This is a genomic window from Burkholderia sp. 3C, from assembly GCF_054589155.1.
In genome coordinates this window covers 102,596-119,655 of the sequence record NZ_BAAILN010000159.1, presented here as the reverse complement: position 1 = coordinate 119,655, position 17,060 = coordinate 102,596, and the positions used below count along the sequence as shown (strand labels likewise).

The 17,060-nt window shown below is 68.0% G+C and carries 16 protein-coding genes; 5 read left to right on the top strand and 11 right to left on the bottom strand.

Annotation, left to right across the window (positions count from 1 at the left end; genetic code table 11):
- Position 1 precedes the first annotated feature (1 nt).
- Positions 2-331: an NAD(P) transhydrogenase subunit alpha part 2 gene (locus ACYP33_RS34565; RefSeq protein WP_459625566.1), complete on the top strand. Its 330-nt coding sequence runs from the start codon at positions 2-4 to the stop codon at positions 329-331.
- Entirely contained in the window at positions 328-1,782 is a 1,455-nt protein-coding gene (locus ACYP33_RS34560) for an NAD(P)(+) transhydrogenase (Re/Si-specific) subunit beta (RefSeq protein ID WP_414443951.1), read from the top strand. Before ACYP33_RS34565 ends, ACYP33_RS34560 begins: the two co-directional genes overlap by 4 nt.
- Before the next feature lie 32 nt (positions 1,783-1,814).
- Here ACYP33_RS34560 and ACYP33_RS34555 read toward each other — a convergent pair whose 3' ends face one another.
- The 8 genes from ACYP33_RS34555 to ACYP33_RS34520 all read right to left on the bottom strand — a co-directional run bounded on the left by ACYP33_RS34555 (position 1,815) and on the right by ACYP33_RS34520 (position 11,032).
- Positions 1,815-2,519 carry a helix-turn-helix transcriptional regulator gene (locus ACYP33_RS34555; RefSeq protein WP_414443952.1) on the bottom strand — a complete coding sequence of 235 codons (705 nt, stop codon included), beginning with the start codon at positions 2,517-2,519 and terminating at the stop codon, positions 1,815-1,817.
- A gap of 111 nt (positions 2,520-2,630) precedes the next feature.
- The gene (locus ACYP33_RS34550; RefSeq protein WP_414450329.1) at positions 2,631-3,059 is read right to left on the bottom strand and encodes a VOC family protein; all 429 of its coding nucleotides are present in this window, start codon (positions 3,057-3,059) and stop codon (positions 2,631-2,633) included.
- 214 nt (positions 3,060-3,273) lie between these two features.
- On the bottom strand, positions 3,274-4,572 hold the full coding sequence (locus ACYP33_RS34545) for a THUMP domain-containing class I SAM-dependent RNA methyltransferase (protein ID WP_414450328.1): 1,299 nt from the start codon (positions 4,570-4,572) through the stop codon (positions 3,274-3,276).
- 315 nt (positions 4,573-4,887) lie between these two features.
- Complete coding sequence (locus ACYP33_RS34540; protein ID WP_459625565.1) at positions 4,888-7,035, bottom strand: site-specific recombinase; 2,148 nt, start codon at positions 7,033-7,035, stop codon at positions 4,888-4,890.
- A gap of 338 nt (positions 7,036-7,373) precedes the next feature.
- A complete protein-coding gene (locus ACYP33_RS34535) occupies positions 7,374-8,084 on the bottom strand; it encodes a PqiC family protein (RefSeq protein ID WP_414450326.1) in 711 nt (236 codons plus the stop codon).
- The gene (locus ACYP33_RS34530) at positions 8,081-9,730 is read right to left on the bottom strand and encodes a PqiB family protein (RefSeq protein WP_459625564.1); all 1,650 of its coding nucleotides are present in this window, start codon (positions 9,728-9,730) and stop codon (positions 8,081-8,083) included. The genes ACYP33_RS34535 and ACYP33_RS34530 overlap by 4 nt, the downstream gene beginning before the upstream one ends.
- Complete coding sequence (locus ACYP33_RS34525) at positions 9,723-10,364, bottom strand: paraquat-inducible protein A (protein WP_459625563.1); 642 nt, start codon at positions 10,362-10,364, stop codon at positions 9,723-9,725. Before ACYP33_RS34525 ends, ACYP33_RS34530 begins: the two co-directional genes overlap by 8 nt.
- Positions 10,361-11,032 carry a paraquat-inducible protein A gene (locus tag ACYP33_RS34520; protein WP_459625587.1) on the bottom strand — a complete coding sequence of 224 codons (672 nt, stop codon included), beginning with the start codon at positions 11,030-11,032 and terminating at the stop codon, positions 10,361-10,363. The genes ACYP33_RS34525 and ACYP33_RS34520 overlap by 4 nt, the downstream gene beginning before the upstream one ends.
- A 276-nt stretch (positions 11,033-11,308) precedes the next feature.
- Between ACYP33_RS34520 and ACYP33_RS34515 the strand changes: the two genes are divergently transcribed.
- From ACYP33_RS34515 to ACYP33_RS34505, 3 genes are all read left to right on the top strand, one after another.
- Positions 11,309-11,869: a cytochrome b gene (locus tag ACYP33_RS34515; RefSeq protein WP_414443960.1), complete on the top strand. Its 561-nt coding sequence runs from the start codon at positions 11,309-11,311 to the stop codon at positions 11,867-11,869.
- 13 nt (positions 11,870-11,882) lie between these two features.
- On the top strand, positions 11,883-12,443 hold the full coding sequence (locus ACYP33_RS34510; RefSeq protein ID WP_414443961.1) for a YceI family protein: 561 nt from the start codon (positions 11,883-11,885) through the stop codon (positions 12,441-12,443).
- Positions 12,444-12,512: 69 nt separating this feature from the next.
- Complete coding sequence (locus ACYP33_RS34505; protein ID WP_414443962.1) at positions 12,513-13,091, top strand: YceI family protein; 579 nt, start codon at positions 12,513-12,515, stop codon at positions 13,089-13,091.
- 331 nt (positions 13,092-13,422) lie between these two features.
- Here ACYP33_RS34505 and secF read toward each other — a convergent pair whose 3' ends face one another.
- The 3 genes from secF to yajC form a co-directional block, all read right to left on the bottom strand.
- Entirely contained in the window at positions 13,423-14,373 is a 951-nt protein-coding gene (gene secF, locus ACYP33_RS34500; RefSeq protein ID WP_414450323.1) for a protein translocase subunit SecF, read from the bottom strand.
- A gap of 16 nt (positions 14,374-14,389) precedes the next feature.
- Positions 14,390-16,435, bottom strand: a complete 2,046-nt coding sequence (gene secD / locus ACYP33_RS34495) for a protein translocase subunit SecD (RefSeq protein ID WP_414450322.1) — start codon at positions 16,433-16,435, stop codon at positions 14,390-14,392.
- A gap of 108 nt (positions 16,436-16,543) precedes the next feature.
- On the bottom strand, positions 16,544-16,870 hold the full coding sequence (yajC, locus tag ACYP33_RS34490; RefSeq protein ID WP_414443965.1) for a preprotein translocase subunit YajC: 327 nt from the start codon (positions 16,868-16,870) through the stop codon (positions 16,544-16,546).
- Positions 16,871-17,060: the final 190 nt, after the last annotated feature.

The following is a 17,060-nucleotide window of genomic DNA, read 5'->3' as shown; positions in this document are numbered from 1 at the left end:
GATGGAAGTGATCAATCACACGGTGATCAACGTGATCATCTTCGTGCTGGCGGTGTACGTCGGCTATCACGTGGTCTGGAACGTCACGCCGGCGCTGCATACGCCGCTGATGGCCGTCACCAACGCGATTTCGGCGATCGTGATCGTCGGCGCGATGCTGGCCGCCGCGCTGACGGTCGGCACCACCGGCAAGGTGTTCGGCACGATCGCGGTGGCGCTGGCCGCCGTCAACGTGTTCGGCGGCTTCCTCGTCACCAGGCGAATGCTGGAGATGTTCCGCAAGAAGACGCCGAAGGACGGCGCCAAGGGCAGGACGGAGGGCGCGCGATGAGCCTGAACGTCGTCACGCTGCTGTATCTGGTCGCCTCGGTGTGCTTCATCCAGGCGCTCAAGGGGCTGTCGCATCCGCGCACCGCGCGGCGCGGCAACCTGTTCGGGATGGTCGGGATGGCGATCGCGATCCTGACCACGCTCGCGCTGATCGTCCGGCAGGCGGCCTGGCTTGGCGCCAACCTGCCGCTCGGGCTGGCGCTGGTGCTCGGCGCGTTGGTGGTCGGCGGCGCGGTGGGGGCCTACGTGGCCGCGCGCGTCGAGATGACCAAGATGCCCGAGCTGGTCGCCGCGATGCACTCGCTGATCGGCCTGGCTGCCGTGTGCATCGCCTACGCCGTGGTGGCCGAGCCGGAAGCGTTCGGCCTGGTGCCGCAGGACGCGGCGGCCGCCAACTTCATCCCGTTCGGCAACCGCATCGAGCTGTTCATCGGCACCTTCGTGGGCGCGATCACGTTCTCCGGCTCGGTGATCGCGTTCGGCAAGCTGTCGGGGAAATACAAGTTCCGGCTGTTCCAGGGCGCGCCGGTGGTGTACGCGGGCCAGCATCTGATCAACCTGATGCTGGCGCTCGGCATGCTCGGCTTCGGCATCCTGTTCTTCGTCACGCAGGCGTGGCTGCCGTTCATCGTGATGACGGCGATCGCGTTCGCGCTCGGCGTGCTGATCATCATCCCGATCGGCGGCGCGGACATGCCGGTGGTGGTGTCGATGCTGAACTCGTATTCGGGGTGGGCGGCGGCCGGCATCGGCTTCTCGCTGAACAACCCGATGCTGATCATCGCCGGCTCGCTGGTCGGCTCGTCGGGTGCGATCCTGTCGTACATCATGTGCCACGCGATGAACCGCTCGTTCTTCAACGTGATCCTCGGCGGCTTCGGCGGCGAGGCCGGCGCGGGCGATGCGGCCGGCGCGAAGGAGCAGCGGCCGGTGAAATCGGGCTCGGCCGACGACGCCGCGTTCATGCTCGCCAACGCCGAAACGGTGGTGATCGTGCCGGGCTACGGGCTGGCGGTGGCGCGCGCGCAGCATGCGCTCAAGGAGCTGACCGACAAGCTGATCGAGAAGGGCATCGACGTGCGCTACGCGATCCACCCGGTGGCCGGGCGCATGCCGGGGCACATGAACGTGCTGCTGGCCGAGGCCGAGGTGCCGTACGACCTGGTGTTCGAGATGGAGGACATCAACAACGCGTTCGGCCAGACCGACGTGGTGCTGGTGCTCGGCGCGAACGACGTGGTCAACCCGGCCGCGAAGAACGACCCGAAATCGCCGATCGCGGGCATGCCGATCCTGGAGGCGTACAAGGCACGCACCGTGATCGTCAACAAGCGCTCGATGGCCTCGGGTTACGCGGGGCTCGACAACGAGCTGTTCTACATGGACAAGACGATGATGGTGTTCGGCGACGCGAAGAAGGTGGTCGAGGACATGGTCAAGTCGGTCGAGTAGTCGCTCGAGTCGCGCGGCGGCCGGCGCGGCGTTCAGCCCGCCGGCCAGTCCTTGCCGCATTCGCGTTCGAGCGTGCGCAGGAAATCGGCGAGCCGGCGCCCGTCGATGTCGGGGTGGACCTCGCAGGCGGTGGCCCCGCGCATGCGGGCCACGTCGAAATTGCGGAAATTGTCGCGCAGTTCGCACCACGCGGACACCGTCCATTGCCCGCCCCAATAGGCCAGGCCGAGCGGCCAGATGCGCCGCTCGCTGGCCGCATCCTTCTTGTCCCGATAGCGGAAATGCACGACGCGCCGTTCCTCCAGCGCGCGGTGCAGCACGTCCATCGTTTCGGAATAGGCGGCATCGACGCGCTGCGAGGGCGCGAACACCGGCAGGCGGTCCAGCACGATGCGCTTGTCGGCCGGCATCGCCGAGGCGATCTTGGCCAGCGCCGAACGCGCGCCGCCGGCAAAGCGCGTGCCGCCCCACGATTCGAGCATTCGCGCGCCGGCCGCGAGCGCGGACAGCTCGTCGGCCGTGAAGGTCAGCGGCGGCAGGCTGGCCGCGCGATTCAGCCGGTAGCCGATGCCGGCCTCGCCCTCGATCGGCACGCCGGACAACTGCAGATCGCGGATGTCGCGGTAGACGGTGCGCGGCGAGATCGCGAGCCATTCGGCCAGTTGCTGCGCGGTCGTCAGGCGGCGGCCGCGCAGCAATTCGGCGATCTGGAACAGGCGGTCGGCGCGGCGGGTCATGGCATGGGTGCGGCGAAAGCGTGGGTGTTGCCGCGATGATAGCGCCGCGCATGCGGCGCGGCGCAGGTCATCGCGTGGCCGTGGCGCAGGCGTGGCAGGGCGGTGACGCGTTCAGTGTGCGCTGGCGTGCAGGCCGACGCGGTTGCCTTCGGTGTCGAACACGTAGGCGATGTAGCCGATGCCGCGCGGCAGTTCGTGCACCGGGCCATCGACCGCGCCGCCCGCGCGCTTGGCGCGCTCGATCGCGCCCGTCACCGAGTCGCCGGCGCCCAGGTAGACGACCGGGCCGGCCTTGGCGGGCTTGCTGCCGTGCGGGTCCTGCACCAGCGCGCCGCTGGTCGCGCCTTCGCCGTCGAACACGGCGATCGGCGCGCCGCCGAAGTTTTCGCGGCGCAGGCGGATCTCGAGCATCGCCTCGTAGAAGCGCGTGGCGCGGTCGAGATCGACGGTCGGGATCTCGAACCACGTGATCGGGCGGCGCGTGAGCGGGGTGTCGGCGGCGGTAGTCGTGGCGGTGGGGGTAGCGGTGGCGGTCGTCATGGGGCGTCTCCGGAAGAGGAAGTGGCGGGGAGGAGCGCATCGCGTCGGATGCGTGAGACGCAGTGTGGCGGGGGGCTGCTGACAGCGTGTTGTCAGCAGCCGGCAACATCCTGCCGCAGCGGTTGAAGGATGCCCCGGAAATGCGACAGGGCCGGAAAATCCGGCCCTGTCGGGTGAGGCGCACGATGCGCGGCGGGCGCCGCGCGGTGCCGGTTTATTCGTCCGTGCCGGCTTCGCCCGGCTGCCGGCGCACGCTGCCCGCCATCATGTCGAAGCGGAACAGCCGGCATTCGAGCGCGCCGTTGAACAGCGGCGTCTTGGCCGATTCGCGCAGGCGCAGCAGGCCCGGCAGCGAGCGGTCGGAGGTCAGCAGGAACGCCTGCCAGCCCGTGAAGCGCTGCTTGAGCGCGGTGCCGAGCGCGATGAAGAACTCGTTGTCGGGCGGCGCGTCGGTGTGGGTGCGGCGGAACGCGTCGTCGGCGCCACGGTTGCGGCCCGTCTCGCGCACTTCGCCACGCGCGTTGCGTCCGCGCACCTCGATCCGCTCGCCGTACGGCGGATTCGCGATGATCAGGCCCGGCGCGTCGCACGGCGGCGCCATGAAGCGCGCATCGACCTGCTTGAGCGAGACGCCCGGCGCGCCGGCCCGTTCGATGTTGGCGCGCGCCTTGTCGAGCATGTCGCCCGAGATGTCGCTGCCGTACACCTGCAGCCCGTCGCGGCGGCCGCGTGCGGCGCGCTTGGCGTCCATCGCGGCGACCTTCAGCGTTTGCCACGCGCTGATGTCGTATTGCTTGAGCTTCTCGAAGCCGAAGCGGCGTTCGACGCCCGGTGCGACGTCGAGCGCGATCTGTGCGGCTTCGGCGAGGAACGTGCCGCTGCCGCACATCGGATCGTACAGCGGCACTTCCGGCGTCCAGTTGGCCAGGCGCAGGATGCCGGCGGCGAGGTTCTCGCGCAGCGGCGCGGCGCCCTTGTCGAGCCGCCAGCCGCGCTTGAACAGCGGCTCGCCCGAGGTGTCGAGATACAGCGTGCAGTGCGTGGCGGTCAGGAACGCGAACACGCGCACGTCGGGCAGCGCGGTGTCGATGCTCGGACGCGAGCCGGTTTTTTCGCGCAGGCGGTCGCAGATCGCATCCTTGACGCGCAGCGTGGCGAATTCGAGGCTCTTGAGCGGCGACTTGATCGCGGTGATGTCGACGCGCAGCGTCTGGGTGGGCGCGAACCAGCGCTCCCAGGCTTGTTCGAGCGCGAGCGCGTAGACATCCTGTTCGCTGCGGTACGGGCGGTCGGCGATGTTCAGCAGCACGCGGCTGGCGATCCGCGAATAGAGGTTCGCCGCCATCGCGGCCATCCAGCCGCCGCGGAAGTGGACACCGCCCGGGACCTGGGCGCCAACCTCGAACGGCGCGCCGCCGGTGCGGCGGGTGCCGATCTCGGCCAGCTCGGCGGCCAGGGCGGCTTCGAGCCCGCGGGGGCAGGGAGCGAAGAAATCGAAGTCGGAAGAGGACATTAGGCGGGGCGGTGCGTGCAAAAGCCGTCATTGTACGCGGCCCGGGGGCTGTCGCCGGGGCGAATCGGCATGAGGGCGGGCGGGGCGGGTGCGCGCCGTCGGGCCGCTATCGTTCAAGCAGGGGGCTTGGGGGTCGCCGAGGGCGCTCCGCGTGTCGCGGAGCAGGCCGGAGCAGGCCGGAGCAGGCCGGAGCAGGCCGGAGCAGGCCGGAGCAACACGGAGCAACACGGAGCAACACGGAGCAGCCCGGAGCAGGCCGGAGCAGCCCGGAGCAGCCCGGAGCAGCCCGGAGCAGCCGCCGTGCCTCATCGCCCCTCAGTGCGACCGCGGACCCGGCGTGCCGTCATCCTGGCCGCGCGCGGCCTGCGGCCAGATCAGGCTGGCCGGGTTCGCGCGCACGGCGCGCCAGATCGCGGCGATCAGCGCGCGCACCTTGGTCGGCCGCAGCGCGCGCGAGCGCACCGCCATCGTGAACGCCAGCGCGAAGCTCACGGCCACGTTGAGCACCGCCATCGACAGCACGCCGGCCATCGCCCACCACAGCTCGCCCGAGCCGAGCGCACGCTCGCCGATCACGCCGACCGCCACGCCGATCGAGCCGGCCGACAGCGTGACGTGGCGCACCTCGAAGCCGAACGCGAACGCGCTGACGATCGCCGGCACCAGCCCGAGCATCATGCCGAGGCCGACGTTGCCGATCACCCCGGCCACGTTGCTGCGGCAGAAGCGCGCCAGCCGCGCCGCGCCGGCCACGCCGAGCGTCAGGCGCAGGCGGCGGTGCCAGGCGATCGCGTCGGCGACGCGATGCAGCACGAACCAGTTGTCGGCCCATCCTGCCACCAGGCTCGACGCCCACAGCAGCACGCCGGTCAGCGCCGCATAGAACGGCGTCGGCCCGAGCAGCGAGAACGAGCGCAGCGTGGCGTGCGCCTTCTCGACCGAGATCACGTCGGCATGCAGCCAGGCGTGCGCGCCGAGCTGCACGGCCAGGCAGACCGGCAACACCGCCAGCACGTTGCCGGAGATCGCGGCCGCCTGCGTGCGGATCAGCGCCACCACCGACGCCACGAAGCGCCGCACGCCTTCCTCGTGGCCGATGTCGTCGAGTTCGCGGGCGAGCGTCGGCGCGGTCATCGCCGGCTGCTTGGTGGCCAGCGTGAAATGCAGGAAGTGCATCAGCGTGAAGCTGGCCGCGTAGTTGATGCCGGCCAGCACGCCCTCGACCATCGATTGCAGGTGCGCGCCGGTGATCCAGAACTTCACGCAGACGGTGGCCACCGTCACCAGCCCGCCGCCGGCCGCCATCCGCATCATCTTCAGATAGTCGGCGCGGCCGCGCGTGATGTAGTGCTCGCCGGTGTCGGCGTTGGTTTCCACCAGCTTGCGCGCGAACAGCGAGAAGTTGCTGCGCACCAGGTGCGAGACGCTCTGGCTGTTCTGGTTCGCGTCGATCAGCGCGGCGGTCAGGCGCGCGAGGCTGCGCGGGTCGCTGCGCGCCATCCAGGCGTCGAGCAGCGCCTCGGCGCGCTGGATTCGCATGCGCATGCGCTCGACCTGGAACACGATGTCGACCGACACGCCGTTGCGATAGAGATGCGCGGACACGTCGTCGGCCGATTGGCGGCATTCGTCGAGCAGCACGCGCAGGTAGTTGACCTCGTGCAGCAGCCGGGCCGGCTCGGCGTGGCCGGTGTCGTCCTGCGCGGCTTCCACGGCCAGCATCGCGCGCGTGAGCCGGTAGAACGGCTGCGCCTCGGCGGGCTTGCGCGCGTCGTCGTCGGACAGGCGGCTGCGCACGGTGTGCGACAGCCCGGTCGAGCTGATCTGCAGCGTCAGGTTGTGCAGCGCGGCCAGCAGGTCGCGCGAGAACGAACCGGGCTGGTGGCGCTCGGTGTCGGAGATGTCATGGGCGAACAACGCCTGCAGGCGCGCGAGCAGATCGGCCGGCAGCGCCTCGATCGATGTTGCGTCGCCGGGCGCGGGAAACATCAGCGTGAACAGCGCGGCCAGCTCGCGGCGGTTCGGCGCGGGCGGCACCAGCGACGCGTCGATGCGTTCGAACAGCGCGCCGAAGAAGCCCGAATGCACGGGCATGCCGGCGTCGCAGAGCAGCGAGATGCCGTCGCTTTCGCGCAGCAGCGCGCGCAGCATGCGCGCGACGTGGGTCTTCCAGGCCGGGTTGCGGTCGAGCACGTGCAGCACGTAGCGCAGCCGCGCGTGCGAGGCAAAGCGGCGGGGCGCGTCGTCGTCGCCGGTTTCGGCGGGGCGGGCCGGCGATTCGGCCTCGGCCGGCTGCTGCACGCCGCCTTCGCGGCGCAGCCAGTGCGTGAGTTCGATCAGCCATTCGCTGCGCTCGGCGTAGGGCGCAGCGGCATCGGCGGAGGCGAGCAGCGCGTCGAGTTGCTGGCTGGCGCTGCGCGAGGCGCGCCATTTCTTCAGGAGCGTGGCAAGGGAACGGAACATGGCAGCGGACGGTCAGGCGCCGCGGGTGGCGGCGCGGGTCGGTCGGACGGAGGGGCGGCACATACCGCGCCGGATGGGCGGCGGCGGTGGCTTCCGGAGCGTGGTGCGGCGGGCGGCGCGCCGTGAGGAGCTTGCCGTGTGCGGCCCGGGCGCGTCAATCGGTCAGAAATGCGTGTGGTGGGCGATGGGGCGGCCACCGCGTTGGCGAATTATCGGCCCGGCGGATGGGCGGGGGATGACAAGGATTGTCAAATTGATGCAGTGGCGTGAGGTGCGGCGGGCGGAGAACGGCGCAGCGGGCCGAGCGGCCCGATTTCCGAATCCGCCGGGAAGCAGCGTCACCCCCCCGCTTCCACCGGGCACCGCACCGCCACCGGATTCACCCCCCCGCTCTTCGACGCAGCCGGCGCCGGCGCGGCCGCCATCGCGCGCACGCCCACCGCGATGCGCCCGGCCAGCTCGCCGATCGCCTTGCGGTGGCCGCCCACCAGCGCGTCATAGCCCGCGCCGACCGGCTCGACCAGCGCGGTGCGGCAGGTCATCACCGATTGCGTGCTCAACGAACGCACGCTCCACACGGCGTCGATCGCGGCCTTGCTGTCGGGCCAGGATTCGAAACGCTGCACATCCACGCTGACGCGATACACCGGCACGCCCGGCGGCACGGCCGAATCGGCCACGTCGATGGTGTCGAGGCGGCGCGTCAGCGCACCCGACAGCGCGCGACGGATTTCGTCGGCCGGCGTCGAGGCCCAGCGGTGTTCCTCGAGCACGTCCACGTGCGCGTCGCCGCGCTGCACGACGAGCTGCGGCTTGGCGACCTGCTCGGGCACGTTGACGGCCGGCACCTGGATCAGAAACGCCGGATTGGCCGGCATCGCGCGGCCGGCGCTCAGCTTGCCGGCGTCGCCCGACAACGTGTAGAAGTGCGCGCTCGGCGAGGCGCAGCCGGTGGCCAGCGCGACGCCAGTGGCGGCGGCTAGGGCGGCCAGCGCCTTCAGGCCGGCGCGCGCGGCGCGGCGAGTCGGACGGGGCGTGGATGCGCTCATTTCTGGTCTCCGGGTTTGCCGCGGAGCAGCGATTCGGGATGGCGCTCCATGTAGTCGGCGAGGTTGTTCAGCGATTGAAGCGTGCGCGTCAGCTCCTTCAGCGCGCCGCGCACGTCCGATTGCAGCGGCGAATCCTGCTGCAGCGTGGCCTCGGCCGTCGTGAACGTCTGCTTGGCCGCCGACAGCGTGTCGCGCGCCTGCGGCGCGACCTGCGTGTCGAGCTGCTGGAACAGCGTGTCGGCGTGCTTGAGCGCGTCGTTGAGGTTGTTGCCGATCTGGTCGAACGGGATCTTGTCGAGCTTCTTGGCGATGTCGGCCACCTGCAGTTGCAGCTCGTCGAGCGTGTTCGGCACGGTCGGCAGTTCCACCGGCTTGCGGTTCAGGTCGACCTTGGCCGGCGCGGCCTTCGGGAAGAAGTCGAGCGCCACGTAGAGCTGGCTGGTCAGCAGGTTGCCGGTGCGCAACTGGCCGCGCAGCCCGTGCTCGACCAGGCGCGTCAGGATCTCGCGCTGGCCCGCCTCGCCCTGCTTGGCCACCAGTTGACGGAAGGTCTTGCCGAGCCGCTCCGGATAGATGTTCATGGTGACCGGCATCATGAAGTTCTTGGCCTTCGGGTCGTAGTCGATCGCGATGTTCGTGACGTTGCCGAGCACGATGCCGCGGAAATCGACCGGCGCGCCCACCGACAGCCCGCGCAGCGACTGGTTGAAGTTCATCACCACCGCCACCGGCTGGCCGTCCGGATCGCGCATCGCATCGGCTTCGTCCGAGCCGAGCCGGAACGTCGCGCCGTTGCGCACCGTGCTGCCGGCCGACTGGTTCGGCGGCGACTGGAACGCGAGGCCGCCGAGAATCACCGTCGCGAGCGACTGCGTGTTGAGCTTGAAGCCGCTCGAATCGAGGCGCAGGTCCACGCCGCTTGCCTGCCACCAGCGCGAGTTCGAGCCGACGTACTGGTCGTACGGCGCATTGACGAACACGTTGAAGGTCACGCCCGTGCCGTCCTTGTCGAGCGAGAAACCCACCACCTGGCCGACCTGCACGCGGCGGTAATAGACCGGCGAGCCGATGTCGACCGAGCCGAGCGAATCGCCGTGCAGCACATAGGAACTGCCTTTTTCGTCGCCCGTGACGGGCGGCGGTGTTTCGAGGCCGGTGAAATCGGTCTGCGAATCGGGCGAGCGGCCCGCATCCACGCCGATGTAGGCGCCCGACAGCAGCGTGCCGAGGCCCGACACGCCGCTCACGCCGACGCGCGGCCGCACCACCCAGAAGCGCGTGCCCTTGACGGCGAAATCCTCGGCTTCCTTCTTGAGCTGCACGTTGACGAGCACGTGCGAGAAATCCTTCGAGAGCTTGATGGTCTTGACCGTGCCGATCTCGACGTCCTTGTATTTCACCTGGGTCTTGCCCGGCTCCAGCCCTTCCGCGTTGCGGAAGCTGATGGTGACCTCGGGGCCGCGGTCGAATACCGACTTGACCACCAGCCCGATGCCGATCAGCGCGGCGACCAGCGGCACCAGCCACACCAGCGACGGCAGCCAGCCGGTGCGGCGCGCGACGACGGCGTCCGGCAGGTCGAGCGGGTTGGGGGGCGTGGAGGGCGCCTCGTTCGGGTCGTGTTGCGGGCCTTGCGGACTATTCATGGTGTTTTCCAGAGGTGACGACGTAGTCCCAGATCAGGCGCGGGTCGAACTGCATCGAGGCGAGCATGGTGAGGATCACCACCGAGCCGAACGCGATCGCGCCGGGGCCGGCGGTGATCTCGGCGAGCGAGCGGAAGTGGACGAGCGCGACCGTCAGCGTGACGACGAAGATGTCGAGCATCGACCAGCGGCCGATCCGCTCGACGATCCGGTACAACCGGGTGCGCTGTACCGGCCGCCAGCTCGAACGGCGCTGCGCGGTGATGACGAGGATGGTCAGTGCGCCGAGCTTGAGCATCGGCACCAGGATGCTGGCGACGAACACCACCAGCGCCAGCGGCCAGTCGCCCGAGGTCCAGAAATAGACGACCCCGCTCATGATGGTGTCTTCCTGCGAGCCGACGATCGAGGCCGTGCGCATGATCGGCAACAGGTTCGCGGGAATATACAGGATCGCGGCCGCGATCAGCAGCGCCCAGGTGCGCATCACGCTGTCGGGCGTGCGCAGATGCAGCGCGGTGCCGCAGCGCGCGCACGGCTCGGGCGGATGCGCAGCGGGGCGCTCGAGCTTCTGCACGTGGCCGCAGGTGTGGCAGCTCGCCATGCCCTGGCTGGCGGCGGTGGTGATCTTCATTGGCGCGGCACTCCGGCGTGAGCGTGTTCATGCGGGCCGGCGCGGCCTTTCGCCTGGCGGCGAGCGCGGATCTCGTCGGCGATGTCCCACAACGTGTGCGGATCGAACATCACCACCACGGCCAGCATCAGCGTCAGCGCGCCGAACGCGAACAGCGCGGCCTCCGGCACCACGCGGGCGAGGCTGACCATCTTCACGATCGTCACGACGATGCCGAGCATGAACACCTCGATCATCCCCCACGGACGCACCAGGTGGATCGCCCGCATCACGGCGTTGAAGGCCGGCGGCACGGTGCCCGCGCGCAGCGCGAACAGCACGTAGAGCAGCGCGGACATTTCGATCAGCGGGAACAGCAGCGTCGAGCAGAATACGATCACCGCCACCACCTGCATGCCCTGGTCCCACAGCGCGCCGAGTGCGCCGACCAGGGTGGTCTGGACGCGCATGCCGTTGACGTCCATTTCGAGGATCGGAAAGGTCTGAGCGATCACGAAGGTGATCAGCGCGGTCAGCGTCAGCGCGCAGATGCGTTCGAGATGGCTCGCCGTAGCGCGGTAGAGCAGGGCGTCGCAGCGTGGGCAGCGGGCCGCTTCTTTGCCGCTAAGCTGCGTTTTGTGCAACAGTGCGTCGCACTCATGACAGGCAATCAGTTCGTTTGTTTCCATATTGGAAGCCGGTTGCGCGGCATTGCGAGGACGCGGGGGCGGGCGGGAAGCCGCGCCAATCTTACCAAAAGGGCATTTTCCCGGTGTCAAGGCCCGGTTACGGGAACGTAACGGCGCATTACGCCGGGTTGGCGACACCCTGCCCGATTCTGACTGGTTTGCCAGTTTTCAGTTGCATCGGGCGCCAGATTGTTGGGTTAGGATGGCGGCCTTGAATCCGTCGAATCTGCCGCCGAGGCAGGCGACGCTCCACCGTCATTCCCTGGGCTCCGACACATGGCATCGTCCCTCACGCTGAACCGGCCGGCCGCCTACACGCGCACCGCGATCGCGCTGCACTGGCTGATCGCCCTGCTGATCGTCTGCGGCTTCGCGCTCGGTTGGGTGATGACCGACATCCCCGGCTTCACGCCCACCAAGCTCAAGTATTTCTCGTGGCACAAGTGGATCGGCGTGACCGTGTTCGCGCTGGCCGTGATCCGCGTGCTGTGGCGCGCCACGCATGCCGCGCCGCCGTTGCCGGCCGGCACCTCGAAGCTGGTCACGGGCGTGGCGCACGCGGTGCACGGGCTGCTCTACGTGCTGATGCTGGCGATCCCGATCACCGGCTACCTGTACAGCTCGGCCTCGAACATCCCGGTCGTCTATCTCGGCCTGATTCCGCTGCCGCGCCTGATCGATCCCGATCCGGTGCTCAAGGAAACGCTGAAGACGCTCCACATCACGCTGAACTACACGCTGCTCGCGATCGTTGCGCTGCACGTGCTGGGCGCGCTCAAGCACCAGATCGTCGATCGCGACGGCGTGCTGGCCCGCATGCTCCCGTTCCTCAAATAACAAAAGGAAAGCCATGAAGATCTCGTTCCATCGCACCGTGCTGGCGGCCGTGGCCGCCGCCGCGCTCGCCGTGTCGGGCAGCGCGCTCGCGCAGGTCGACGTCGCCAAGAGCAAGGTGTCGGCCGTCTCGAAGCAGATGAACGTGCCGACCGAAGGCGTGTTCAAGAAATTCAGCGCCAACCTGAAGTTCGATCCGGCCCACGCCGCGCAAGGCAGCGCGCAGGTCACGATCGACATCGCCAGCTTCGACCTCGGCGACAAGATGTACAACGACCAGGTGGCCGGCAAGGAATGGTTCGACGCGAAGGGCTTTCCGCAGGCGAGCTTCGTGTCGTCCTCGATCGCGCCCGCGGGCGGCAACAAGTACAACGTCGCCGGCAAGCTGACGATCAAGGGCAAGACGGAGGCCGTCACGGTGCCGGTCACCATCGCCGACAGCGGCAACACGCGCGTGTTCGACGGCGTGCTGCCGATCAAGCGCTCGACGTTCGAGATCGGCACGGGCGAGTGGAAGGACACCTCGATCGTGGCCGACGAAGTGCAGATCAAGTTCCATCTCGTCGCCGCCAAGTAAGGCCGGCGAATCGCATCCGGAAGCCGCAACTCGCTGCGGCGTCCGTTCAACGTTAGTTAGGAGAATGAATTGAACAAGACCCTGATGATGGCTGCGGGCGCACTCGCCGCAGCGCTGTCGATCCCGGCGATGGCCGCACCGGTGACGTACCAGCTCGACCCGAGCCACACGTACCCGAGCTTCGAGACCGACCACTTCGGCGGCCTGTCGGTCTGGCGCGGCAAGTTCGACACGTCGAGCGGCACGGTCACGATCGACAAGGAAGCCAAGACGGGCTCGGTTGAAGTCACGACCAAGATCGCCTCGATCCACACCGGCAGCGCCAAGCTCGACGAGCACGTCCAGACGGCCGAGTTCTTCGACGCCGCCCAGTACCCGGACGCGACGTTCAAGGGCGACCTGAAGTTCAAGGGCGACAAGCCGGTGGCCGCCGTCGGCACGCTGACGATGCACGGCGTGACCAAGCCGCTGACGCTGAAGATCGATTCGTTCAAGTGCATGCAGCACCCGATGCTCAAGCGCGAAGTGTGCGGCGTGGACGCCGTCGGCGTGTTCAACCGCGACGAATTCGGCCTCGACTACGGCAAGGCCTACGGCTTCAAGATGCAGACGAAGCTGCTGATCACGGCAGAAGGCGTGGCGCAGTAAGCGTTTCGGTTTCCTGCAGAAAAAACCGCCGCAACCCGGGAACGGGTGCGGCGGTTTTTGTTTTGTGGCGAGCGCACAGGCGCATGAAGATGGCCGACTCACAGCGCTTGTCCCCAGGCGCCTGTGCAAAAGCGCTGTGCGAGCGGAATCCATCCCCCGTCGCGGCAGCCGAACGACGCGCGCCGCCTGCGCAAATACCCGGCGCGCTTCGGCCTCGACTGGGAGCCGGCGAGGGCGGACGCCTGAACCCGGACGTTCGCCCACCGCGCGCAGACAAAAAAAAACCGGCCAGGGCGGCCGGTTTTTTCATGCAGCGCGAGCACGGTGAGGATCAGACCTGCGCGCCCGCGTTCGGGTCGCCCGGATCGTGCGCACTCTTCTTGTCGCGGATCAGATCCTCGCGGCGGATGCCGAGCCACATGGCCAGCGAGCCGGCCACGAACACCGACGAGTAGATGCCGAACATGATGCCGACCGTCAGCGCCAGCGCGAAGTAATGCAGCGTCGGGCCGCCGAAGAAGAACATCGACAGCACCATCATTTCGGTCGACGTGTGGGTGATGATCGTGCGCGACATCGTGCTGGTGATGGCGTGGTTGATCACTTCCTGCACGGTCATCTTGCGTTCGCGGCGGAACGTCTCGCGAATCCGGTCGAAAATCACCACCGATTCGTTGACCGAGTAGCCGAGCACCGCGAGCACGGCGGCCAGCACCGACAACGAGAACTCCCACTGGAAGAACGCGAAGAAGCCGAGAATGATCACCACGTCGTGCAGGTTGGCGATGATGCCCGCCACCGCGTATTTCCACTCGAAACGGAACGACAGGTAGATCACGATGCCGATCACCACGCAGGCCAGCGCGAGCAGGCCGTCGGTGGCGAGTTCCTTGCCGACCTGCGGGCCGACGAACTCCACGCGCTGCAACTGCACGTCGGGGTTCTGCGCCTTCAGGCCCGCCATCACCTGATCGCTCTGCTGCGCCGAGGTCAGGCCCGACTTCAGCGCGAGGCGGATCAGCACGTTGCGCGAGGTGCCGAAGCTCTGCACCTGCGCGTCGCTGTAGCCGAGCTTGCCGAGCGTGGCGCGCACCGGTTCGAGTTCGGCGGCTTGCTGGTACTGCACTTCGAGCACCGTGCCGCCGGTGAATTCGACCGACAGGTGCAGGCCGCGATGCACGAGGAAGAACACGGCGGCCAGGAACGTCACGAGCGAAACCACGTTGAAGATCAACGCGTGCCGCATGAACGGGATGTCTTTACGGATGCGGAAAAATTCCATGTACGTTCTCCGGCGCTTAGTTGGAGGAGCCGGGCGTCTTCGGCGGCACGCCGGGGCCGGTGCGGCGACGCGCCACCGGCTTGGCATTGCCGCGCGCAGCACCCTGCTTGGCGCCTTGCTTCGAGGCCTTGGCCGACGAACCGGCGACGGCCTTGGCCGTATCGGTGTCGGCGTCCTGCTCGAGGATCGGCAGGCCGGCGGCTTCGGCGGCCGGTGCCTTCCAGACCTGGCCGATCGCCACCGACTTGAGCTTCTTGCGGCCGCCGTACCAGAGGTTCACGAGGCCGCGCGAGAAGAACACGGCCGAGAACATCGAGGTCAGGATGCCGATACAGTGCACGATCGCGAACGCGCGGACCGGGCCCGAACCGAACGCGAGCAGCGCCAGACCGGCGATCAGGGTGGTCACGTTCGAGTCGAGAATGGTCGCCCAGGCGTGCGCGTAGCCTTGCTGGATCGCCACTTGAGGCGCCGCACCGCCGCGCAGTTCCTCGCGAATCCGCTCGTTGATCAGCACGTTCGAGTCGATCGCCATGCCGAGCGCGAGCGCGATGGCGGCGATGCCGGGCAGCGTGAGCGTGGCCTGCATCATCGACAGCGCAGCCACCAGCAGCAGCAGGTTCAGCGACAGGCCGATCACCGACACCACGCCGAACAGCATGTAGTACAGCACCATGAACACCGCGATCGCGACGAAGCCCCACACCACCGAGTGCACGCCCATGCGGATGTTGTCGGCGCCGAGGCTCGGGCCGATCGTGCGTTCCTCGATGATGTCCATCGGCGCGGCCAGCGAACCGGCGCGCAGCAGCAGCGCGAGGTCGGTGGCGGCCTGCGAGGTGGGCTGGCCGGTGATCTGGAAGCGGTCGCCGAGTTCGGACTGGATCGTCGCGACCGTCAGCACCTCGCCCTTGCCCTTCTCGAACAGCACCATCGCCATCGGCTTGCCGATGTTCTCGCGCGACACGTCGCGCACCGAGCGGCCACCGGCCGCGTCGAGGCGGATGTTGACGGACGGGCGCTGGTGATCGTCGAAGCCGGCCGACGCGTCGATGATGCGGTCGCCGGTGAAGATCACCTGCTTGCGCAGCAGCACCGGCGCCTGTGCGCCTTGCGTGAACAGCTCGTCGCCCGGCGGCACCGGGTCGGTGGGGTTCGGATGGAGGTTGACCGGATCGGCGAGGCGCGCTTCGAGCGTGGCCGTGCGGCCGATGATGTCCTTCGCCTTGGCCGTGTCCTGCACGCCCGGCAGCTCGACCACGATGCGATCCTTGCCTTGCTGCTGGAGGATCGGCTCGGACACGCCGAGTTCGTTGACGCGGTTGTGGAGCGTGGTCAGGTTCTGCTTGAGCGCGGCGTCTTCCACCGCGGCCTGCACGGCCGGCGAGAACGTGCCGACCACCTGGTAACCGCCGCCGCCCGGCTGGGTGGCCCATTGCAGTTCGGTGATCGAACCCGTCAGCAGGCGACGCGCCTGTTCGGCGGTGTCCTGGTCGGCGAAATTCGCCACGACCGACAGGTCGACGCGGTTCACGCCGCCGTCGCGCACGCCCTTGTCGCGCAATTGCGTGCGCGCGTCGGTGGCATCCGAATCGAGCTTCTTGGTCAGCGCGCCGTTCATGTCGACCTGCAACAGGAAGTGCACGCCGCCGCGCAGATCGAGGCCGAGGTACATCGGCAGCGCGTGCAGGGCGGTCAGCCAGCGCGGCGAGGCGCTTTGCAGGTTCAGGGCGACGACGTACTGCGGATCGCTCGGGTCGCTGTTGAGCGCCGTCTGCAAGAGATCCTTGACGCGAAGCTGGGTGTCGGTGTCCTTCAGGCGCACGCGGATGTTCGCGTTGCTCGCCGAATTGTCGAAGGTGATGTCGTCCGGCGTGATCTTCGCGCCCGCGAGGGCGGTTTGCACATCGGACAGCGTGCCCGTGTCGATCTTGACCGTGGCCTTGCCGCTCGACACCTGCACCGCCGGCGCTTCGCCGTAGAAGTTGGGCAATGTGTACAGAAGGCCGATCGCGAGCGCGACGACCATCACGACATATTTCCAGATTGGGTAACGATTCATGAGGGGGCCGAACGGGAAAGTTGGCTTGAAAAGCGTCGCGTCCGGCCGCCGTGCCGCCCGCGCTTCACGACGCGGGCCGGCCCGGATGCCGGACGCTCGGGGTACCTCTTACAGCGACTTGATCGTGCCCTTCGGCAGGATCGTCGTCACGGCCGACTTCTGCACCGTGATCTCGGTGCCTTCCGACACTTCGACGCCGACATAGGCTTCGCCGACCTTCGTGACCTTGCCGACCAGGCCGCCGTTCGTCACGACCTCGTCGCCCTTGGCCATGGCCGAGAGCATGTTGCGATGCTCTTTCTGTCGCTTCATCTGCGGACGAATCATGATGAAGTAGAGCACCGCGAACATCAGGACGAGCGGCAGAAAGCTCATCAGGCTCGATTCGGCGCCACCGCCGGTACCTTGCGCGAATGCATTGGAAATGAACGACACCTTGGTCTCTCCGTTGGGGAAAATCAGAAAAATAGCCGGGTATTCTACCACCGGCGAAAACCGCGACATCACAGCAAATGCGCTTTCGGATCAAGCAATTAAGCCGAATCAGGGCGCATGAGCGTGTTTTGCGAAAGGCGATTGTAATGTGCCGGTCGGGCGATGCGTGCGAAAAATGCAATCCCGAAGG